The organism is Streptomyces sp. NPDC052064 (assembly GCF_055585925.1).
In genome coordinates this window covers 1-21454 of record NZ_JBVJJE010000022.1, presented here as the reverse complement: position 1 = coordinate 21454, position 21454 = coordinate 1, and the positions used below count along the sequence as shown (strand labels likewise).

The window sequence follows — 21454 nt, the reverse complement described above, 5'->3', positions numbered from 1 at the left end:
GGTCAGCCCCTCACCCGGGGGTCGCGAAGCAGGGTGTTGCGGCATTCGCCGATGCCCTCGACACGGGTCACCAGCTCGCTGCCCTCGGTGAGATAGCGCGGGGGCTTGCGGGCGTGACCGACGCCGCCGGGGGTGCCGGTGGCGATCAGGTCGCCGGGGACGAGGGTGACGATGGTCGAGATGTACGCCACCAGGGCCGCCGGGTCGAAGACCAGGTCGCCGGTGTCGGCCTTCTGCATCAGCTCGCCGTCGACCGTGCAGCTCAGCTCGGCCGACAGGGGGGCGTCGACCGGCTCGGCGGTCACCAGCCACGGGCCGACCGGGGTGCTGGCCTCGAAAGTCTTGCCCTGCAGCCACTGCGGGGTGCGGTACTGGAAGTCGCGGCCGGTGACGTCGTTGACGACCGTGTACCCGGCGATCGCGGCTCGGGCCTCGGAGGGGGTCGCGTGCCGGACCTCGGCTCCGATGACCACGCCCAGTTCGGCCTCCCAGTCGACCGCCACCGATCCGGCGGGAAGCACCACCGGGTCGTACGCGCCGACCTGGGCGCGGGCGAACTTCGCGAAGAGCGTGGGGTGTTCGGGCAGCTCGCGACCCATCTCCAGGATGTGGTTGCGGTAGTTGAGGCCGACGCACACGATCTTCTCGGGGGACGGCACCGGCGGCGCGTAGTCCAGGCCGGCGAGGTCGTGGCGTGGGCCGTCGGCGGCCGCGGCCTCCCGCCGCCAGTCGGAGCGGGACAGCAGCGCGCCCAGGTCGGCGTGCCCGAGCTCGACGGCCGTGTCGTCGTCGATACGGACGGCACGGGTGCCCTCCGTCGTACGGATGGTGGCGAGCCTCATGCGGAAGGCTCCTCTCGGTGCGTGCGGGCCAGCCCGATGGCCTCGTAGACGGGGTCGTCGGAGAAACGGAAGGCGTCCAGGCCGGTGCCGGTGTCCGCGGTGATGGTCAGCGGGGCCCAAGACGGGACGGCGAACAGGTCGCCCTTGCTGACCTCGTACCGCTCGTCGCCGACCTGGACGGTGCCGGTGCCGTCGAAGACCTGCCAGACGGCGGAGCCGACCACACGGGTGGTCGCGGTACGGGCGCCGGCGCGCAGCCGGTGCATCTCGGTGCGGATGCTGGACAGGGCGTCCCGGGCGGTGGCCGGGTCGGTGAACCGTACGACCGCGTGACCGGGCTCCAGGACGCCGGGGAAGCCCTCGTCCTCCAGCTCCAGCTGGGCGGTGAGCGCGGCGTCGGTGTGCTCCCACCGGTAGGCCATCAGCGGCGAGGACGGGGTGGCGGGGGCACCGACCGGGCGCAGGCCCGGGTGGCCCCACAGACGTTCGTTGCGGGAGGCGGTGGGGGTCGCGCGGGTGGCGAGCCTGTCGGGGCCGAACTCGAAGAAGCCGGCGTCCAGCTGGCGCACGAGCGGGATGTCCAGGCCGTCGATCCAGGCCATCGGCTGGTCGGTGGTGTTGTGGTGCTCGTGGAAGTGCATGCCGGGGGTGAGCAGCAGGTCGCCCCGGCGCATGGCCACCGGGTCGCCCTCCACGTTCGTCCACACGCCCTCGCCCTCGACGACGAAGCGGAATGCGGTCTGCGTGTGCCGGTGCGCGGGCGCCTCCTCGCCGGGGCCGAGGTACTGGATCGCGGCCCACAGGGTGGGGGTGGCGTACGCGGTGCCGGGCAGGCCCGGGTTGGCCAGCGCGATGGCGCGGCGCTCGCCGCCCCGGCCGACCGGGACGAGGGTGCCGCTGCGCTCGGCGAGCGGGTGCAGCACCGACCAGCGCCACAGGGCGGGTACGGCGTCCGGTTGCGGCACTTGGGTCATCAGACCCTCACGCTGGGTCCACAGCGGTGTCAGGTGCGCGGCCTCGAAGTCGGCGTACAGCCTCTCCAGCGCGGCGCGTTCGTCGGTGATCGTCACGTTGGACTCACTCCTTCGGGATGGCCTGAATCCAACGTACGACATCATGTCGACGGTCGTCTAGATTATGAAATGCTTTTTTCCCAGGGCGCCCCACCCACCCCTTTGAACTGCCTCGTCAGCCCTCGGCGCCCGCGATCACTTCGTCGACCCAGCCCTCCGCCTGAGCCCGCAGCAGGCCGTGGCCCTCAAGGAACACGTCGTGGGCGTGGCGTCCGGCCCAGCCCTCGGGCAGCAGCTCGGGCGGCAGGTCGGGGTCCCGGAAGGGCAGCAGACGGTAGTCGTGCACCAGGCGCATGCGCTCGGCCAGCGCGTCCCGGCCGCGCGGCTCACCCGCGCGGTAGCGGGCGAGGCGGGGCCGGTAGCGGTCGAGGAGTTCGCCGTACTCCTTGTCCAGGGCGGCCAGGTCCCAGGACCGGGCAGCCATGTCCCGGTCGGCCGCGGCACCCTCGGAGCGGGCGTGCAGCGCGTCGATCCGCACCGAGGGCTGGTCCGCGAAGCTCTCCCTGACCTCGGCGACGCGGTCGTGCGGGCTGATCCAGACCGACGCGGACAGCAGACCGAAGCCCAGCCAGGACAGCCTCTTGCGGAGTTGCTCGCGCAGGGCCCGGTCGGCCTCGGGCACCGAGTAGATGACCATGTGCCACTGCCCGTCCCACGGCCCGGGGGCGCGCCCGAAGATCCGCTCCCGGCCCTCGTCGAGCAGCCGCCAGGAGGCGTCGGTGAGGGCGTAGACGGTCTCCCGACCCTCACGGCGGGCGTCCAGCCAGCCCTCCTTGCGCATCCGGGCGGCGACCACCCGCACCGTGCTCTCGGGCACGTCGAAGCAGTCCATCAGCGCGACCAGGCCGCGCAGCCGGACCTCGCCGCCCCGGTAGCGCAGATAGTCGCCGAACAGGTCGAAGACCAGTGACCGCGGCTTCACAAGCACCTCCCTGGGGCCCGTCGGACCCCGCCCCTATGTGCGTCAACCACTTGACGATCGTCTCACAGCCGATCGATATTTCACCCATGCGACGGCCGTCTTCCGGACGGCACCCTTCTGGAGCCCGGGCCCCTTCCGTTCAAGCCGGGCTCCCTCCGTCGAAGGAGACGGCATGGCAGAGACCTACGTCCTCATCTCCGGCGCCTGCCACAGCGGCTGGACCTGGCGTCTGGTCGCCGAGCGGCTGCGCGCGCCGGTCACCGCGTCCTCGCCCCGGACCTGCCCGGCCTCGCCGACGGCGACGACCCCCAGAAGTACGGCCTGGCGGACGTCGGCGACTTCGTGGTCGACCTCGTCGAGCGGCACGACCTGCGGGACGTCACTCTCGTCGGGCACAGCTGGGGCGGCTACCCGCTCACCGCGGCGCCCCCCCGCCTCGCGCCGCGCCTGCGCAAACTCGTCTACGGGAGCGCGTTCGTCCCGGCCGAGGGGCGGTCCCTGATGGACGAGGTCCCGCCGCACTACGCGGACATGTTCCGGCAGCTCGCCGCCGCTTCCGGCAACGACAGCATCGTCTTCACCTACGAGGTGTTCACGGCCGCCTTATGCAGAACGGCGAGGAGAGCGCCCAGCGCCTCGTCCACGGTCTGCTGGTACCGCAGCCCCTGCGCTACTTCACCGAGACCGTCACCCCCGTCGACCCGGCCGCGCTCGTCGTCCCCGCCTCCTACGTGGTGGGCACCCAGGACCTCGCCCTGCCGCCGGGCGAGCACGGCTGGCCCCCCCCACTTCCCGCAGCGCCTCGGTCCCGGCACTCCCGTCGTCGAGCACGACGGCACCCACGAGGCCCAGTTCACCCGCCCCGACGAGCTGACGGCCGCGCTGCTCAAGGCGTAAGCGCCAAGCGCTCCGCTGGGGGTGCCGCGCTATGCCGTCCAGCGGCTGCGGCACCGTCGTGGCTGGTCGAGCCCACGCGGCGGAGCCGTATATCGTCGCGGCCCCGCGCCCCTTCGGGGTCTGCCGCCCCCCGCCCGCCACTCAGAACCGCCCCGGCTGCGTCCGTCGCAGCCGGGGCGGTTCGGGTCAGCGGTCTCGGTCACCCGAAGCCGCGCAGGGCTCCGCGGCCAGGCCTCCTTTCAGGCGGGCCGTACCGCCACGGCGTCGGACGAGGACGGGGCGGATGCTTCCCGGCCGTTCTTCGGGAGGAGGAAGACCATGAGCGCCCCGGCGGCCGCCGGGATGGCGAAGGCGTAGAAGTTCCACTCCGTGGCCAGGTCGGAGGCGAGCAGGAAGCCGCCGAAGGTCGGCCCGATCACCGCGCCGAGTCGCCCGATGCCCAGCGTCCAGCCCAGCGCGGTCGCCCTGACCTCGGGCGGGAAGTGCTGGGCCACGTACGCGTTGACCATGATCTGGGTGCCGATGGTGCCGAACCCGGCGACCGCCACCAGCGTGTACATCACCCAGGCGGCCGTGGGCGAGCTCAGCAGGTAGATGGAGAGGGCGGCCGAGACGAAGGTGACGACGGTCACCGGCTTCATGCCGAGCCGGTCGCCGATCGGTGCCACCAGGATGGAACCGGCGGCGGCACCCACGTTCATCATCACCAGGAACAGCAGGGAGCTGGACAGCGGATAGCCTGCCGCCTTCATGATCTGCGGGAGCCAGGTATTGAGTCCGTAGACGAGCAGCAGCCCGAAGAAGCTGGTCACCGCGAACAGCACCGCCGGCACGAGGTGGCGCCGGGTGAACAGGCCGGCGACTCCGCTCTTCGCCTCCGGCCCGGCGGATGTCCGTGACACATCCGGCACCGGCACACCCGATCGGGCGGCCTCCCGCGCCGCTTCCTCCGTACGTCCCTTGGCGGCGAGGTAGCTCACGGACTCGGGCAGGTACCGCCACAGCAGGGGCACGACGGTCACGAGCGGGAGCGCGCCGATCCAGAACATGATCCGGAAGCCGAACTCCGGCAGCAGCCACAGGGCCAGCACGGCGGACAGGATCCCGCCGACCGGGTAGCCGGAGAACATCAGCGCGTTGTTGAGACTCCTCCGGTGCGCGGCCGAGTACTCGGCGGTCAGGGCGATCGCGGTGGGCATCACACCGCCGAGGCCGAGCCCGCCGAGCAGACGGAACAGGCCGAAGATCTCGGCGCTCGGGGCCAGCGCGCAGCCCACCATGGTCAGCGAGAACCAGGTCACGCTGACCAGCAGCACCTTCCGCCGGCCGACGAGATCGGTCACCGCCCCCGCGACCAGCGCCCCGATCAGCATCCCGATCAGCGCGTAGCTGCCGATCATCCCGGCTTCGGTGGGGGTCACGCCCCACGCCTTGTACTGCAGCAGGGCCGGCACCACGGCCCCGTAGACGATGAGGTCGTAACCGTCGAACAAGATCACCGCGAAACACAGCCCGAGGACTGTGAGTTCACTGCGACTTCTGCGCCTTCCGGGACGGACGTCTTCCGGCTTCATTGCCACCACCACCCTGTGCGGTTCCTGTATGCCACGCCACTGGCGAGTCAGGGGAGTATGTGTCAAATGAAAAACGGACGTCAATAATCTGTCACTTATTGGTTGCTGGTCGGGCGGTGACATCGCGCCTATCACAGGACAGTCAGTGCAGGTGAACACGCATTTTCGACTACGTTCAACACGTGCACGAGAATCAACACCGCTTGATCTTGAAGCCGATCGTCTTCCAGGTGGTCGACGACCACGCCCGGCCGGCCCAGAAGGCCACCTCGCCCACCGCCGACGAACCACCGCCGGTGAACGCCGCGCAATACCTGATCGACACCAGCGCCCTCGCCCGCCTGCTGCGCGGCGACGCCGAGCAGTTCGGATGGTGCTGTCACGTTGGCTGAGCGGGTGGGATGATCTCCGGGTTGATCATGGTGGAGGGGGATCGTCCGTGGGGAGCGTGTCGCCGTCGCACAGGGGTCACCGGTACCCGGTCGAGGTGATCTCCCACTGCGTGTGGCTGTACTTCCGGTTCCCGCTCAGCTTCCGTGAGGTCGAGGAGCTAATGCTTCAGCGCGGCGTGATCGTCTCCTACGAGACCACCCGCCGCTGGTGCATGAAGTTCGGGCAGCAGTACGCCAATTCGCTGCGCCGCCGCCAGCCCCGGCCTGGTGACAAGTGGCACCTGGACGAGGTCTTCATCAAGATCAACGGCGAGCGCAAGTACCTCTGGCGGGCTGTCGACCAGGACGGCATGGTGCTGGATATCCTGGTGCAGAACCGGCGGGACAAGACCGCGGCGAAGCGATTCTTCCGCCGACTCCTCAAGACAGGCGCGGTGCCGCGGGTGGTCGTCACGGACAAGCTGCGCTCCTACGGCGCCGCTCACCGCGAGGTCATGCCCTGCGTCGAGCACCGGCAGTCGAAATACCTGAACAACCGGGCCGAGAACAGCCACCAGCCCACTAGACAGCGCGAACGCGCGATGAAGGGCTTCCGGAGCACCGGCGCAGCCCAGCGGTTCCTGTCCGCGTTCAGCGGTATCTCGCCCCACTTCCGGCCCCGCCGCCATCTGATGCCCGCACACGACTACCGCGCCGAGATGACCGTCCGCTTCGCAATCTGGGAGCATCTCACCGGCGTCGCCGGCCTCGCCACCGCGGCCTGAGCACCGCCCGGAACCGGGCTCCACCACGCCGCGACGCACCATCAGACACCACCCACCCAACAACGTGACAGCGCCCCTGCGCGCGGAACTCGGCGCGGCCGGAGGCGTCCAGGCCGGAGCACTTCCAGGCCAGGGTGGCCCGCTGGCGTTCGAGGGCGCCGAGGATGGCTGCTGCCTCGGTGCCAGCGAGTGGAGGTTCCGGCCAAGCTTCGGTTGTGCTCTCCTGGCCGGGGGATGCCGGATGCCGTCTCAGTTGATCTGGTCCAGCTCTTGTGGGTCCCACAGGGCTGCGCCCGCACGTGCCGTCCTACCTGGTTGAACGCTCAGCCATCTGCCGAGGCGGCCGCCAGGCTGCTCGGCTATCCCACCGCGGTGCGCCGCGGCGCTAGTGCTCTAACCGGCAATCTTGGCCGAGTTGAGGTCGAACCGCATCCCGTCGCCGGGGTGCTCTGGCAGGATCCCTTACCCGGTTTGCGTGAATTGTGATTCTGCGGGACGGGGGCTAGCGTGGCAGGGGTAGGCCTCGTCTGCTCCGCGGAGGCTGTCGTGACCCAGCTCACCGATCGTGCCGTCGGCTCGCTCAAGGGCCGGATCAGGGGAGATGTCCTCGGGCCCGAGCATCCTGAGTACGACGCCGCCCGCTCCGTGGCCAACGGAGCCATCGACCACCGCCCCGCCCTGCTGGTCCGCTGCGTCGAACCCGCGGATGTAGCCGCCGCGCTGTCCTTCGCCCGTGACGAGCACCTCGAGGTGTCGGTACGCGGTGGGGGGCACAACCCGGCGGGTGCCGCCGTCTGCCCCGACGGGTTGGTCGTCGACCTGACGGCGATGCACGCCGTCACGGTCGACCCCGAGGCCCGCACCGCCCGCTGCGGCGGCGGAGTCACCCTCGCCCAGCTCGACGCCGCCACCCAGGCGCACGGTCTCGCCGTGCCGTCCGGCACCATCAGCCACACGGGCGTCGGCGGCCTGACCCTCGGTGGTGGCATGGGCTGGCTCACCCGCCACCACGGACTGACCGTCGACAATCTGCTGGGCGCCGAAGTGGTGCTGGCCAACGGCACCCTGGTGCACGCGTCGGCGAAGGAGAACCCGGACCTGTTCTGGGCGCTGCGCGGAGGCGGTGGGAACTTCGGGGTGGTCACGGCCTTCGATTTCGGGCTGCACGCGGTGGGGCCCGAGGTGCACGTCGGTGTCTTCTTCTGGGACATGTCGGTGGGCCGCGAGGCGATGGAGTTGATCCGCGAGGTGGTGCCGGCGCTGCCGCCGAGGCACAGTGTGCTGGTCGGCATCGGGTTGAGCGCCCCGCCGGAGCCCTTCGTACCGGTCGAGCACCACGGCAAGCTCGGCCACGCGCTGATCATCGCAGGGTTCGGCAGCGCGGAGGAGCATGCCGCCGCGGCCGCCCTGCTGGACGGTGGGCCACCGAGGCTCTTCGAGATGCGGACCCCGCTGCCCTACACCCACCTGCAGAGCATGCTCGACGACTCCTCGCCGTACGGGATCCTCGACTACGAGAAGGGCCTCCCCGTGACGGAGTTGACCGACGACATGATCGCGCTGCTGAACGACTACCTGCGGCGCAAGACCTCGCCGCTGACCTTCTGCCCGACCTTCCGGCTGGACGGCGCCTTCAGCGAGGTCGACGATGACGCCACGGCCTACGGAAGCCCGCGGGAACCTGGCTACATGATGGCCCTCACCGCCCTCACCTTCGACCCGGAGGAGCTGGTGGCCGACACCGCCTGGGTCAGGGCGCTGTGGACCGAGCTGCTGCCGCACGCGGTCGGGTCCGGTGGCTACGTCAACTTCATGACAGAGATCGAAGAGGACCGCGTCCGGGCGTCGTACGGGCCGGAGAAGTACCAGCGGCTGGCCCGGATCAAGTCCAAGTACGACCCGGAGAACGTCTTCCACCGGAACGCCAACGTCACTCCCGCCGCAGCCTGACGCACCGTCACGCGCGATCTTCGCTGCGAGGCGCACGGTATGGGCAAGTGTCCGCGTACTCACCTTGTGGGCGGACAGGTTGTCCGTGATCACGTAGATGAGTGCGCCGTCAGGGCCGTGCTCTGACCGCATAGACACCTCAGGCGCCTAACTCGTCAAGCCGGGCAACTGTGGGCGCCTGGGCAATCGAACACACAGCTCGCCGTCTTGGCTTGCGTGCGCATCTCCGGTCCGAGCCGTTCGTGGTGCTCGGGTCCTTGCTGTGCGAAGGCATCGAGGTCGCGGTTGGCGTGCTGACGTCCGCGCCGGTCGCCGCATTCATCAGCACGACCCCAGAAGTCGAACGTCATCCCGTTCGTCACCCCTGCGGGCGTGCTGAACGGTGTCGTCGCCGGTGCGAAGGGCCCACAACTCGTCATCGACAACCCACGGCTTCGGCCGGGCCATCCCGCACCCCCGGATCAACGGTCCCGGAGCGATCCAACCACCTCGAAGATCATTTCGTTAGGAGTTCTTACGCACCTGGGGGCGGCCCGGTGGTTGGGGGAACGGAAACCCGCTCGTCGGCCGGGGCACAAAGACTCACCGGAGCTGTGGGGTTCACTCGGTCGCCGCTGGAGGGGGACTGACCGGTGACGATCGCGTGCTCCGAGGAGTCACAGTCGAACTGTAGCGGTCCGGTGATGCCGGCCTTCTCCAGCACGCGGCGCGCCTCTGCCAGGGGCATGGAACCGTTCGCCAGCACGGGCATTTCCGCCAGCGAAAGGTACAGGGTGATGGTGCGTCCCCGCTCTTGGGTCGTGCCTGCGGCCGGTGAGGTGCGCACTGCGGTCAGCGGGCGCGCCCCGCTTTGGGCGTCGTACGCCACCTGAACGGCGAAGCCTGTCTGCTCCAGTGCGTGCCGCGCCGTGTCTAAAGTCTGGCCGGCGACGGCCGGGACTGCGACTTTGCCCATGTCGGTCTTTCCGCCGTCACTGCTGCTGTCGCTGCTTCCGGTGCTGCTTCCTTTCGGCTTGGAGTCGGCGCCGGATGCTGGTGTTTTGGTCGTGGTGGTCTGGGGCGGGAGATCTCTGCCCTGGGGTCCAGAGGAAAGACTGACGGTGAGTACGACCTGGGGTGTGGCCCCTGGCGTGCGTATGACTGTGACGGTGGCGCCTGCGGCCGGGTCGGTCGCGATCACGGACCCCGCTGGGGCACTGTTGCGGAGGTGTTCGACGGCGTACTCGCCCGGCTGGAAACCGGTTCGAGACAGTGTGGCGTCCACGGTGGTCGATTCGACGCCGTTGAGAGCGGGCACTGTGAGGGTGTGGGTGGTCAAACCAGCCTGCGGCAGATCTGGCCCCGGCCCGCTCCAGAGGCCGAACAGGGTTCCGAAGACGTAGATCATGAAGCCGACGACCGCTGCGCCGAATAGCCAGTACAGATAGCGGCCTGCTCCTCTTGCGCCTGACGCGCTCGTCCTGGTCTCGACGGGTGCGTTGCGCGAGTGATTGAACAGGCGTCTCGTCAGGTACGCCTGTCCGGCTCCGCGCTTCTTCGAGGCGCCGAGATCGATCTCGACGACCTCGTGCTCCTTGGGTACGGGGCCGCTGATGGCGGTGCCCGAGAGCGTGACCGTGACGATCTCGCCGTCGGGAGTCTCCAGAGTGAGGTCGTGGACGGCGACTGCGTTCATCATTCCGAGATAGTTCTCTTGGTGGCTGCTCTTGTCGGTGACCGTGCCGACGATGCTCCGGCGGTACTGCCTGCTGACCTCGGCCTCCGCAACGGAACGGCGCCCGTTGGGCGGTGCGGGGCTCGCCGCGGCAGCCGTATGAGGGAGTGTCGGGGCTGTGGAGGTCACTGTGGGCGAGTTGGCCGATGGTGTGATGGCCGCGGGACGGGCCTGCGCCAGCTCACGCTCTGCGGCGATGTGCCATGGAGATGATGCCTCGGTGATCCGCAGACAGCGCCGGTAGTGGACGGCGGCGTCCTCGGCCCCGCCCTGAGCCAGGTCGATCCGGGCGAGTAGTACCAGCACCTCCGGCTCGCATGCCGGGTCGGACAGCGCCCGGCGCAGCATCTGCTCGGCTTCCTCGTATTTTCCGGCCCGGTGCAGCAGCCTGCCGATGCCCAGGCAGGCACGGCCGGACAGCAGAGGGTCGCCGATCAGCGTCAGGTAGATCCGCGCGGCCTCCTGGGCACGGCCCTGCTCGCCGAGGGCGTCGGCCTGCCGGAGCCGGTCCCCGGCGTCTGCGGAAGTGGTCATGAGATTCCCCCCGTCGCACTGCACGTCGTGCTCGTCCCGTGTGACTCGCTGTTCCTGTCGAGGTCAGACGGTGGTCAGCCTGAAGCCGATTCGTAGGGGCCTGAGTTGTAGGCGGTGTCGTCCTCGGTCCTGGACTCACTCGTGCCCGGCTCATCGACGGAAGCCTGATTCGCCTCGGGGGCCGGCTGCTGTTCGGCGAGGGCGTCCAGGATCCGCGCGGACAAGGCATCGGAGCCGCCGGAAGGCTGCTGCCCGTACGGCAGATCCGCCGGCAGGTCTGCGATGATTGTGGCAATATCCGTCCCGACCTCGGGATCGGGGCCCGTGGGAGAAGCCACGGAGGGCTCGGGCTCATGCAGATGGAAGGGCGGCTGCGGGGTCAACGCCGCGATCGCACCCAGCACGTCGTCGCCGGGCTGTGGAAGTGAGGAATGCGGCCCGTCAGCGTGGTGGTGCATTGCATCGATCTGCGCGGCAGTCGGATGCCCGCTGCCGGGCACGGGGGTGTCGCTGCGGGGAGCGTCGGACAGCGGATGAAGCAGATGCTGGTGGGGGCCCACCGTGTGCAGTTGCAGGGCCCGGAACTCTCCGTCACGCAGGTACTTGTGCTCGACCTGGGCCGGGTGCCATCGCCCCGCACCGTCCAGGTAGACGACCAGCTGGCCGTCGTGCACGAAGTCCCCGGATTGCCGCTTGAGATCCATGCCCGTGCTCGCTTTTGGCTCTAGCACCGCGTGATGCCAGCCTTGCGGGGTCTGCCAGTACACCTCGATGGCGTGCTGGTCACTGGACACCTTCGCCATATGCCCCTCCTCGGGTGCAGCCGGTCCTGACGCCACGGGCTCCGGGAGACCGGCTGCAGCCGCCTCGCGGAACGCGTCAAACGTGGGCATGCCGTGATCGCCACTCGGCGCTTCCTGCCGGTTGCGCTGCTCGGCCTCGCGACCGGCCTCGCTGAGCCGCAGCATCCAGATGAATCCGGCAGGGTCGTCCATGCACAGCGGGCCGACGGGCAGATCGGTGATCCCTGACATCAGTCCACCGGCCACCGCGTCTGCTGCAGAGGGCCGTACAGGTCCGGCAGCGGCACGTGGGCGCTGGTGAGGATGTGATGCGCCACCGTAAGGCAGTTGTGGGTGAGCGCCTCATAAGTGCCTGGCTCACGCCGCGTCTGTTCCGCCGTCTGCAGGATCCTCGCCGCCTGGGCAACGGTGATGGGAAAGGTGAACGCCGCGTCCTGGGCTGCCAGGTGGCTCTCATCACGCACCCGGAGCTCTCCGGGTGCCTGGAAGCCATACCCCGTGGCCCAGGTCGTCTCGCTCGGGAAGTAGCCGAATTCGATGTGCCGTCCGCCGGGGGCTGTCAGGGTGATCCAGGCATGGCCAATACCGAAGGGATTCGTCACCGGCAGGGCCAGGTTCCGGGTTTGCCCCTCACTGTCGAGACGAAGTGTGACCGACCAGCCTTGAGCTGCCACGGATTCCCCCCGGCGAATCTACCTGGGCACCACCAGGGTCGGCGGTGCGGCCGCCCGGCATCGGACGGCCTGAGGCCGACGAGTCGGGCCCGTTGACCATCGTCCGCGACCTCAGTGGCTGCCAACCAGCGACAAAGGATGCAACTGCAGCAAAATGCAGACGCCTCGACACGTTTTGCAGCTGCATGCGGCTGGGATGTTCAGACGGTGACGACCAACCCGCTGGAACCATGGGGCATCGACCACAAGGCCCTCGCGGTCTACGAGGCCGCTCTTGCAAGGCCTGACCGCTACCCGGCTGACCTCGCCTCCGAGGTCGGTTTGTCGCCTACCCGCACAGGCGCGGCGCTGGACCTCTTGGCGAGCCTCGGCCTGGTGCATTGCGAGGCAGGCCGTGTACGAGCCGGCCGCCCGGCGACCGCAATGGCCCGCCTCGTGCGTGACCGGCTGATGCAGGCTGCCGCACAGACGGCTCGAACAACCGAACTGCTCAATGCCATCGAGCGGTTCACCGACCTCGACGCTTCGAGCACGGCCGCCGGAGACCCACTCGTGACGGTCCAGGACATATCCGATCACTGGCAACGGGCCTCAGCCACCGCCGCCGCTCATGCAAACGTAGAGAGCCTCTCGGTCAACCCGGATCCCGGAACATTCGAGTTGCTGACCCCCGAGTACGTCGCGCGCTTTGCCGAGCTCCTCCGGGCCGGTGCCGTCACCCTGCGGTGCATCGTGTCGCCGGAATTGCCGGAGGTACCCGTCGTGGGGTCGGCCATGGACCTGCTGAGCAAAGCCGGGGGGCAGTTTCGTTCCGCGCCAGATCTGCCCAGCTGGTTCCACATCCTAGGGCCGCACTATGCCGGGATCCCGTTCGTGTGGGGTCAGGACCCCTCGCACGACGGGATGGCCCACCACCTCGTGCAGGCGCCGGCCCTGGTCTCCGCACTTCGGGGCCTGTTCGAGGAACTCTGGCGCAGGGCCGTCCCCACAGCCGCTCCATCGACGGGCGCACGTGATCAGCGCAGCGTTCTCCGCCTTCTCGCCCAAGGCCTGTCCGATGAAGCGGTGGCCCGCCGCCTGGGCATGTCCGTGCGGACGGTTCGCCAACGTGTGGCCGACGCCATGGACGAACTCGGTGTCCGCACCCGCTTCGCGGCAGCAGCCAGCGCCGCGCGGCTTGGATGGTTCGACTGACGGCCGACTCACGAAGTCTCCGGCGACAACCTGGTCGCCATCCTCGAAAACGGCGCTGTCACGTTGGCTGAGCGGGTGGGATGATCTTTTGGTTGATCGTGCTGGAGGGGGCTGTCCGTGGGGGCCGTGTCGCCGTCTTACAAGGGTCATCGGTACCCAGTCGAAGTCCTCTCCCACTGCGTGTGGCTGTATCACCGCTTTCCGCTGTCGTTCCGCGAGGTCGAGGAGCTCATGCTCGAGCGCGGGATCGTCGTCTCCCACGAAACGATCCGCCGCTCGTGCGCCAAGTTCGGGCAGGCCTATGCCAACGCGCTGCGCCGCAGGCAGCCGCGGCCCGGTGACAAGTGGCACCTGGACGAGGTCTTCATCAAGGTCAACGGGCGGTTGCAGTACCTGTGGCGGGCGGTCGACCAGGACGGCATGGTGCTGGACATCCTGGTGCAGAACCGGCGGGACAAGGCCGCGGCCAGGCGCTTATTCCGTCGCCTCCTCAAGAAGACGGGTGCGGTGCCGAGGGTGCTCGTCACCGACAAGCTCCGCTCCTACGGCGCGGCCCACCGCGAGGTCATGCCCTGCGTCGAGCACCGACAGTCGAAATACCTGAACAACCGGGCCGAGAACAGCCACCAGCCAACGAGGCAGCGCGAACGCGCAATGAAGGGCTTCCGCTCCGCTGGAGGGGCGCAGCGGTTCCTGTCCGCGTTCAGCGGCATCTCACCCCACTTCCGGCCCCGACGCCACCGGCTGTCCACACACGACTACCGAGCCGAGATGACCGTCCGCTTCGCAATCTGGGAACAGATCACCGGAGTCGCCAGCCTCTCCACCACGGCCTGAGCACACTCCGGAACCGGGCTCCACCACGCCACGACGCACCATCAGACACCTACCCACCCACCAACGTGACAGCGCCGCTCTCAGGCTCTGGACCGCTACGAATCCTCCACTGCCTGGAGCTCGGAGCCGCTGCATGCCCAGTTGGCCGCGCTCGGCACCGACTGCACCACGCTGCGCTCCGCGCACACCGTCACCAGACCGGACTCTACGACCGCTCCCCCGACTCGACCTGAGACGTCTCCGACGCCGACCGCAGGCTGTCCGTCAGCGAGCTGGAGGCCGGTGAACGTCCCCTACGCGCCCTCCTCGAACTGGCCCGCCGCGCCGACCCGCTCCCGGAGGCGACGCACCAAGCGACGGTCTCCTGAGGACGTGATTGTGATTCCCCCGAGGCGCGGGGCAACCCCAACGCCGGGGAAGCCCCCGGTGGTCCCAGCAACACCCCCGAACGCACCGTCTGGCCGCACTGCCCTATCGCCCCGTGTCCGCCAGAGTCGTGGGGGTCGGCGGACAACGGCCGACGGATTCACGAGCGGGAGGGGAAACAGCATGTCCGAAGCGACAGTTGGGGCACATCGCGGCATGGCACGACGAGGGTTCCTGGCCGGGGCCGCCGCCATCACGGGTACGGCACTGACGAGCACGGCACGCGCGGCCGGGGCGAGGGCCGGAAACGGCGCCGGAACCGACCCGTTGGCGCTCACTCACGTCACCGTGATCGACGGATCGGGAGCACCCCCGGCCCCCGGCATGACGGTCGTCGTCGAGGGCGGCCGCATCACCCAACTCGCCCCGAGCGCACGCACCCGGCTCCGCCCGGGCACCCGCACGGTCGACCTGAGCGGCAAGTACCTGATCCCGGGACTGGTCGAGGCGCACACCCACAGCGACGGCCCGGAGACAGTGATCCCGGCGCTGTACGCCCTCGCCGGCGTCACCACGGTCCGGGAGATGTGGGGCCGGCCGGTCCACCACGAGTGGCGCGAGAAGATCCGCAGCGGTGCACTGCTCGGCCCCCGCTGGGTGGTCGGCAGCCCCATCGTCGACGGCACGCCCTCACTGTGGGCGGCCGACGTGGGCCCGACCATCGAGGTACGCGACGCGGCCGAGGCCCGGCGCGCCGTACGGCGGATCAAGCGCGAGGGGGCGGACTTCGTCAAGGTGTACTCCCGCCTCTCCCGCGAGGCCTACTTCGCCATCGCGGACGAGGCACAGCGCCAGGGCATCCCCCACCTCGGGCACTGCCCCGACACCGTACGGATCGCGGAGGCGAGCGCCACCGGCCACCGCACCATCGAGCACCTGCACGCGCTGCTCCTGGCGACCTCACGGCACGAGAAAGAGATACGGCGCCGCCTGGCCGCCGTACGCATCGACCCGCACGACCCCAGCAGCCTGTCCCGCTACCACAGCTGGTTCCAGCAGGTACATCCCCTGGAATGGCGGGCGGTGCAGGGCTACGACCGGGACCGGGCGGACGCACTCTTCCGGAGCCTGGCGGCCGACGGGACCGCCGTCGTCCCCACGCTCAGCGTGCACCACACGCTGGAGCTGCCCGACGACGTTCCGTCCCGGGCCGAGGAGTGGAAGTACCTGCCCGCCTGGCAGACGGAGAGCTGGCCGGACCAGCTGGCGGCCCTGACCGGAGGGCGCACCCCCGAGCAGGCCCGGCAGATCCGGCGGATCTTCGAGCACCGGCTCCGGCTGGTGAGCGAACTGCACGGAGAGGGTGTGCGGCTGGCGGCGGGCACCGACACCGGCACGGGATACCTCGTCCCGGGCTTCGCCCTCCACGACGAGCTGGCGCTGCTCGTGGCGGCCGGCCTCACCCCCGCTGATGCCCTGTGCGCGGCCACCCGGGACGCCGCCCGCGCCCTCGGCCTGCCTGCCGTCGGCACCGTGGCCCGCGGACAGGCTGCCGATCTGCTCGTACTCGACGCCGACCCGCTGCGTGACGTCCGCAACACCCGCCGCATCCACGGGGTGGTCGTCGACGGCAGGTGGATCCCGCCGGAGGAACGGCGCCGGCTGCTCGCGGCGGTGGAAAAGGACGCCGCGCAGACCCCGCCGCCCCAGGAGGGAGCGACCATGACGGGCTGCGGCTGCGGCGGACACCCCTGACAGCCCTTCCGGCGACGGCCTCGCCGACGAGTGGTGCCAGCCGCAACTCAAAGACGCGCTGCTGCGGCACTCGTCCGTCGGGGCGCCTCAAAACAGGCCGGCCGAGAGCCGTGGCGTTGCCAGTCCAGGGGCCAGGGGTAGGAGAAGTCAGCGTGTTCGGCGGAGACGTCGAGGCTCTCCACCGGGGCGCTGGCGGCGTCGCACAGGGCGATGGTGCGCTCTGCGCCCGTGCGCCAGTGGATCAGCCGGATGTGGAAGGGATGCGTCTGGCCGTCGTAGTCGAAGCTGAGGTCCTCGAATTCCTCGGCCTGGATCTGGGTCTGCGGATCGATGCGCTGGCCGTCGTAGGTGACCCTGACGTCGGTCCAGGTCAGCAGATAGGGCGCGAGCGCTGCCGTGATCTGGGTGGCGGCTTTGGGTTCCAGGAGTTTGTTGAGGTGGCTGGCCTGCTTCCCCCAGAGTTCAACCTTGGTGCTGGGTCGGTCTGTTGCGGGTGCTGGCTGTGTGTCGATGCGCCACGTCGTCCGTCGGCGGATGTCCGACTCGATCGTGGTGCGCATCATGGCACCGTCGACTGCGCGGGCCGTGCTCGTCCAACGCGTCGAGTCGCCCAGGGCGAAGGCCCGCAGACGTCCGCGGCCAGCCTTCCCGTGCAGCGGACGCTGTAGCCGGTCGGTGGTGCCGCCTACACGCTTATCCGAGTTGCCGACCTGCTTAAAGGCAATGCGCGCCTTCTCCGGAGTGATGCCGTCGCCGTCGTCAGTAACGACGATCTTGTCTACCCCCGTGGTGCCGGCTCGCTCGATGACCACGTCGACCTGAGTAGCGTCGGCGTCGAGGGAGTTCCACACCAGCTCTAACCTTGTTCTTTTTCTTCCGGCCTCGAACGGTGTCTCGTACTGAGTCGCTCACCTGGGGGTTTGCCGGACGTGGAGGCGGCCTTCGTCTGATCCTGTGCTCCGACCAAGGTGCACGTGACCGAGACGAAGGCCGTGAGGGTGAGTCTGCTGCCTGATGTTGTGCGGAGGGATGCGTTCGCGGAAGCGTCACGCTTCCGGGGCGAGTTCTACGAGTGTCTGACCGCTCGGCGCGACGAGTTGTTCGAGCTGACGGATGCGGTGCTGTGTGCGGACGGTGCGGTGAAGTCCCCGGTGGACCTGACGCTGCTGACCGAGCATCGGCGTGGGCACGGAGCGATGTACGGAGGCCTGAACCACGGCCGGATCGATGTCGAGCAGGTGCGGACGGTGCTGGCCGGGCTGTCGCTGCCGCGGTTCGACGGCGGGCGTCTGGTCCTGGCCGTCGATGTGTCGCCATGGCTTCGTTCGGACGCGCCATGCTCGGCCGAGCGGCTGTTCTGCCATGTCTATGGCCGGGCGAAGACGGCGTCGCAGTTCATCCCGGGCTGGCCCTACTCCTTCGTCGCCGTCCTGGAGCCGGGCGCCACCTCTTGGACCGCGATCCTGGACGCGGTCCGGCTCGGACCGGTGGACGACGCCACCGCGGTCACCGCCGCCCAGCTGCGGGGAGTCGTTGAACGGCTCATCGCCGCGGGTCAGTGGCGGGCCGGGGACCCGGACATCGTGATCGTCAGCGATGCTGGCTACGACGTCACCCGCCTGGCCTGGGTCCTGCGCGATCTGCCGGTCGAGCTCGTCGGCCGGGTCCGCTCCGACCGCGTCATGCGACTGCCGAAGCCGCCTCGTGTCTACGACCCGAAGGGCGGCCGGCCGCCTAAGCACGGCCCGGAATTCCGCTTCGCCAAGCCGGAGACCTGGCCCGAGCCCGCGATCACCACGGTCACCGCAACTACCAACTACGACAAGGCCGAGACGCAGGCATGGGACCGGGTCCACCCAAGGCTCACCCACCGCTCCTCATGGCTCGACCATGACGGTGAACTTCCCCTGGTTGAGGGCACGTTGATCCGGTTGAAGGTCGAGCATCTGTCGAAGGACCGTGATGCCCCGCCGGTGTGGTTATGGTCCTCCAAGACCGGCGTCACTCCGGACGACGTGGACCGTTTCTGGCAGGCATTTCTCCGCCGCTTCGACCTGGAGCACACCTTCCGCTTCGCGAAGCAGACCCTCGGCTGGACCACCCCGAAACTCCGTAGTCCCGAGGCGGCGGACCGCTGGACCTGGATCCTGATCGTCGCTCACACCCAGCTCCGGCTTGCCCGGCCCCTCGCCAAGGACCTCCGCCGACCCTGGGAGAAGCCAGCTGCCTCCGGCCGGCTCACCCCCGCCCGGGTCCGCCGAGGGTTCAGGAACATCCGCGCTCACCTGGCCTGCCCGACCCGTGTTCCCCAAACCTCGAGGCGCCGGCCCTGGACGGCCACCCGGCGTCAAGAACAAACACCGGGCACCCCGCTACGACGTCGGCTAGACCGTCAAACGCCCCGAGACCCTCAAGGCCATCGGCAAGCCCGGAAGATCTTGGTAGATAAAGAACAAGCTAAGACGGCCTTGACGGCCTCTCGCTCATGCGAGAGCTGCCGCACCAGGTCATCTCCGGCTTCCAGAAGTACGTGATCCGCCATAACAGCGCATCCTTCAGCAGCATGGAACGGATTGTCCATCCCGCATCAACGCCCCGTAACAGCCTCCCAGTGGTCTCTGGCATATCGCTACAACCGTTTGGTGATGACGTCAGTCGGACTATCCGCCCTCGATCGCCAGCGCGAAAGATGAAAGATCCGACATGACCTTCCCGTCTCCCGCCGACATTCCTCAGCCCGAGGCGCCGCAGGTCCCTCCCGGCGCAACGGAACTACTTGAGGGGATGAGCGAGGAGCAGGTTGCACTGACTGTCGGCCTGGGGGTGCTCGTGCAGCGTGCTGCGGAAGTCGAGTACATCCTGCACGGCCTGTACGCCCATCTTGGCGGCGTCGAGCGCCCCTACACGGACAAGCCTCATGAAACGGTGAAGCACTTCATCACCAAGGCCAAGACCCGGCTGGCCGCACTCCCCGAGGAGCGGATCCCAGCTCACGACCGTTCCGCGCTGCTGCACGACCTGGACCTGTGCACCTCTGGCTTCGAGCAGCGCAACCGGTACATCCATAGCTGCTGGGTGTACGACGAGGAAGTCCATGGGTGGCGGACTGTAAAAGGGACCAAGGGACTGAGTCGTCCAGAGATCGGCCTGGTGTCCAGCGAGGACGTCTGGGACCTGGCCAACGAGTTTGCACGCCTGCGAGACAAACTGATCGCATGGGACGCCCACTTCTTCGGCACACCCGGTGACCCGGATCGGGGCGAACCTCCCGCTTCATCGAAGCGTCGGTGACTCACCACTTTCCGCTCTGCCGATCTCGGAGCCCGATCCGCGGTGCCTCCGGTCGGTGGCGCCACCCCGCACGCCTGCACCGTGCCCGCCCTGACCTCTCCCCCGCCGACGCCCCGCTCTGGTCGTCGCCGCCGCACTGACGGTGGCGCGGGCGCGGCGGCCCCGCCGACGCGCAACACCGTGAGCGCGCCCCGATCCCCGGCTGCGTCCGCGCCGCCTATCCCGCCCCTCCCTCATCCTCAACTCCAGCCAGGCATGGGCGAAGGGGGCCGCAACGGGGATGTCAGCGGCCCGACCACGCCGTAGGCCCGTGGTGACCTGCGCAGACTCCGGGACGCGGTGAGGGTGCGCGCAACGTCTACCGCAACATCTAGCGCAACGCTTAGCGCAACATCCACCGCAACCGAAAGATGTGCTCGCCGGGCGGTGTCAGCGATCCACGGCCGGGAGGCCGGCCAGGCCGGTGTCGAGCATGATGCGGTCGACGGTCACGGCGAGAGTGCTGTCGGCGCCGACGACGGTCTCGACTCCGCCGGGCAGCAGATCGCGCGACCGGTACCAGTCCCGCAGCTGCGCCTCGCTGACGTCGTCGGCGATCGGCTTGGTGGCGTGCCGGGCGAGGGTTTCCTCGAACGGCACGTCCAGGTAGTAGCTGTGGGTCGGGCCGCGGTGGTCGGCGCGCAGCTGGGCGAGCATGTCGCCGTAGCGGTCGGCGTACAGGATGCCCTCCACCACGACGTGGAACCCGGCGTTAAGGGCGTAGCGGGCGGTCAGGTCGATCAGGCCGATGTTGGCCGCGCCGGGCCGGTCCCGCTCGCGCAGGACGATGCGGCGCAGGTTGTCCTGGCCGACCAGGGCCAGGCCGCGGCCGAACTTCTCACGGATGCCGGCCGCGATGGACGACTTGCCCGAGGCGCTGTTGCCGCGCAGCACGACCAGCCTGGTTTCTTCGGTGCCCACCATCACGGCGGGCACGCTACCGGCCCGCGTGCACGGCGAGGAACGCCCTGACCTGCCATGGACGGGGCGCGCGGCAGCGTGGTCGGGGTCATAGCCAGGGCCTGTGCGGCCATGGTCGGTGTCCTATGACACGGGACCTTGAGCGTGTGCCATCGAAGCCTGCGCGACCATTGGAGCCATGGGCTCACGACGATGCGACAGGTGCGAACTGATCATTGGGGAAGGCTGCGACTGCCCTGCAGACGGAAGCAGTCCTCGAGAGGCAGACGGGGCGACTGCCGCCCCGCGCGCCCCAAAGGGCTTCGTCCTCGACAGGATCCTGGTCTCGCCACGGGGTTACGCACATATCCCGGGTGCGTGCGTCCACTATGTGGAGTCGCCCGAAGACGCGGCATGGGGATGGATCCCCAACCCAGCCCCAGGACGGTGGGCAAGGATCAGTGAACTTGAGCCTGCACAGGCCACGGCAGGTAACACCGCACTGAGCGCCAAGAGGCGCTGTCCGGACTGCGAACACTTCATTGGCCTGCCCTGACAGCTCACTCAATGTTCCGTGGCACACGCTTAGACATCGTTTCTGATGGCGTGATTGCTCGTTGAGCCGTGCATGACGGATCTGATCGAGCGGTTGGTGCCGGACGAGTTGTGGACGCTGTTCCGGCGGGTGGTCCCGCCGACGGAGGTCATACGCCCGCAGGGCGGCGGCCGACGGCGGGCCGGGGACCGCGAATGCCTGGCGGCGATCGTCTTCGTGGCCACCTCGGGCTGCACGTGGCGGCAGTTGCCGCCGGTGTTCGGGCCGGCTTGGCCCACGGTCTACCGGCGCTTCGCTCAGTGGAGCCGGGATCGGGTGTGGGCCAGGCTGCACCGGGTGATCCTCGACGAACTCGGCGCTCGGGGCGAGCTGGACTG

Annotated in this window: 18 protein-coding genes and 2 pseudogenes; 10 read left to right on the top strand and 10 right to left on the bottom strand. The window is 69.1% G+C overall.

Features of this window, described 5'->3' with window-relative positions; genetic code table 11:
• Window positions 1–2: 2 nt before the first annotated feature.
• The 3 genes from ACZ6TU_RS38310 to ACZ6TU_RS38300 all read right to left on the bottom strand — a co-directional run bounded on the left by ACZ6TU_RS38310 (window position 3) and on the right by ACZ6TU_RS38300 (window position 2837).
• A complete protein-coding gene (locus ACZ6TU_RS38310) occupies window positions 3–842 on the bottom strand; it encodes a fumarylacetoacetate hydrolase family protein (protein ID WP_467682085.1) in 840 nt (279 codons plus the stop codon).
• On the bottom strand, window positions 839–1912 hold the full coding sequence (locus ACZ6TU_RS38305) for a cupin domain-containing protein (protein WP_467682087.1): 1074 nt from the start codon (window positions 1910–1912) through the stop codon (window positions 839–841). Before ACZ6TU_RS38305 ends, ACZ6TU_RS38310 begins: the two co-directional genes overlap by 4 nt.
• A gap of 118 nt (window positions 1913–2030) precedes the next feature.
• The gene (locus ACZ6TU_RS38300; RefSeq protein ID WP_467682089.1) at window positions 2031–2837 is read right to left on the bottom strand and encodes a PaaX family transcriptional regulator; all 807 of its coding nucleotides are present in this window, start codon (window positions 2835–2837) and stop codon (window positions 2031–2033) included.
• A gap of 75 nt (window positions 2838–2912) precedes the next feature.
• Between ACZ6TU_RS38300 and ACZ6TU_RS38295 the strand changes: the two genes are divergently transcribed.
• Entirely contained in the window at window positions 2913–3734 is an 822-nt protein-coding gene (locus tag ACZ6TU_RS38295; protein WP_469553419.1) for an alpha/beta fold hydrolase, read from the top strand.
• A gap of 239 nt (window positions 3735–3973) precedes the next feature.
• Here the strand turns inward: ACZ6TU_RS38295 and ACZ6TU_RS38290 are convergent, their stop codons facing one another.
• Complete coding sequence (locus ACZ6TU_RS38290) at window positions 3974–5233, bottom strand: MFS transporter (RefSeq protein ID WP_467682090.1); 1260 nt, start codon at window positions 5231–5233, stop codon at window positions 3974–3976.
• A gap of 371 nt (window positions 5234–5604) precedes the next feature.
• Between ACZ6TU_RS38290 and ACZ6TU_RS38285 the strand changes: the two are divergent.
• From ACZ6TU_RS38285 to ACZ6TU_RS38275, 3 genes and pseudogenes are all read left to right on the top strand, one after another.
• Window positions 5605–5682, top strand: a pseudogene (locus ACZ6TU_RS38285) (PIN domain nuclease); the annotation flags it as partial.
• Between the two features lie 65 nt (window positions 5683–5747).
• Complete coding sequence (locus tag ACZ6TU_RS38280; protein ID WP_467682092.1) at window positions 5748–6464, top strand: IS6 family transposase; 717 nt, start codon at window positions 5748–5750, stop codon at window positions 6462–6464.
• Window positions 6465–7010: 546 nt separating this feature from the next.
• Entirely contained in the window at window positions 7011–8414 is a 1404-nt protein-coding gene (locus ACZ6TU_RS38275) for an FAD-binding oxidoreductase (protein ID WP_467682094.1), read from the top strand.
• Between the two features lie 155 nt (window positions 8415–8569).
• Here ACZ6TU_RS38275 and ACZ6TU_RS38270 read toward each other — a convergent pair whose 3' ends face one another.
• From ACZ6TU_RS38270 to ACZ6TU_RS38255, 4 genes are all read right to left on the bottom strand, one after another.
• Complete coding sequence (locus ACZ6TU_RS38270; RefSeq protein WP_469553408.1) at window positions 8570–8764, bottom strand: hypothetical protein; 195 nt, start codon at window positions 8762–8764, stop codon at window positions 8570–8572.
• Window positions 8765–8928: 164 nt separating this feature from the next.
• Entirely contained in the window at window positions 8929–10662 is a 1734-nt protein-coding gene (locus tag ACZ6TU_RS38265; protein ID WP_467682096.1) for a PASTA domain-containing protein, read from the bottom strand.
• Window positions 10663–10736: 74 nt separating this feature from the next.
• Window positions 10737–11696 (bottom strand): hypothetical protein, encoded by a 960-nt coding sequence (locus ACZ6TU_RS38260; RefSeq protein ID WP_467682098.1) that lies wholly within the window; start codon window positions 11694–11696, stop codon window positions 10737–10739.
• Entirely contained in the window at window positions 11696–12139 is a 444-nt protein-coding gene (locus ACZ6TU_RS38255; protein WP_467682100.1) for a hypothetical protein, read from the bottom strand. The genes ACZ6TU_RS38260 and ACZ6TU_RS38255 overlap by 1 nt, the downstream gene beginning before the upstream one ends.
• 138 nt (window positions 12140–12277) lie before the next feature.
• Here ACZ6TU_RS38255 and ACZ6TU_RS38250 point away from each other — a divergent pair, with 138 nt between their 5' ends.
• The 3 genes from ACZ6TU_RS38250 to ACZ6TU_RS38240 all read left to right on the top strand — a co-directional run bounded on the left by ACZ6TU_RS38250 (window position 12278) and on the right by ACZ6TU_RS38240 (window position 16291).
• On the top strand, window positions 12278–13333 hold the full coding sequence (locus ACZ6TU_RS38250) for a helix-turn-helix transcriptional regulator (protein WP_467682102.1): 1056 nt from the start codon (window positions 12278–12280) through the stop codon (window positions 13331–13333).
• A 117-nt stretch (window positions 13334–13450) separates the two neighbouring features.
• Window positions 13451–14170 (top strand): IS6 family transposase, encoded by a 720-nt coding sequence (locus ACZ6TU_RS38245; protein ID WP_467682104.1) that lies wholly within the window; start codon window positions 13451–13453, stop codon window positions 14168–14170.
• A gap of 582 nt (window positions 14171–14752) precedes the next feature.
• Window positions 14753–16291, top strand: a complete 1539-nt coding sequence (locus ACZ6TU_RS38240) for an amidohydrolase family protein (RefSeq protein WP_467682106.1) — start codon at window positions 14753–14755, stop codon at window positions 16289–16291.
• 47 nt (window positions 16292–16338) lie between these two features.
• Here ACZ6TU_RS38240 and ACZ6TU_RS38235 read toward each other — a convergent pair whose 3' ends face one another.
• Entirely contained in the window at window positions 16339–17142 is an 804-nt protein-coding gene (locus ACZ6TU_RS38235; protein ID WP_467682108.1) for an ATP-binding protein, read from the bottom strand.
• A 147-nt stretch (window positions 17143–17289) separates the two neighbouring features.
• On the opposite strand from ACZ6TU_RS38235, the pseudogene ACZ6TU_RS38230 reads away from it, so the two are divergent.
• Window positions 17290–18679, top strand: a pseudogene (locus ACZ6TU_RS38230) (NF041680 family putative transposase).
• 396 nt (window positions 18680–19075) lie between these two features.
• Window positions 19076–19582, top strand: a complete 507-nt coding sequence (locus ACZ6TU_RS38225; RefSeq protein ID WP_469553401.1) for a hypothetical protein — start codon at window positions 19076–19078, stop codon at window positions 19580–19582.
• Window positions 19583–20011: 429 nt separating this feature from the next.
• On the opposite strand, the gene ACZ6TU_RS38220 is transcribed toward ACZ6TU_RS38225, so the two are convergent.
• Entirely contained in the window at window positions 20012–20545 is a 534-nt protein-coding gene (locus ACZ6TU_RS38220; RefSeq protein WP_467682116.1) for an AAA family ATPase, read from the bottom strand.
• A 604-nt stretch (window positions 20546–21149) separates the two neighbouring features.
• Between ACZ6TU_RS38220 and ACZ6TU_RS38215 the strand changes: the two genes are divergently transcribed.
• The coding region (locus ACZ6TU_RS38215; RefSeq protein WP_469553399.1) for a transposase at window positions 21150–21454 on the top strand (305 nt) is incomplete at its 3' end.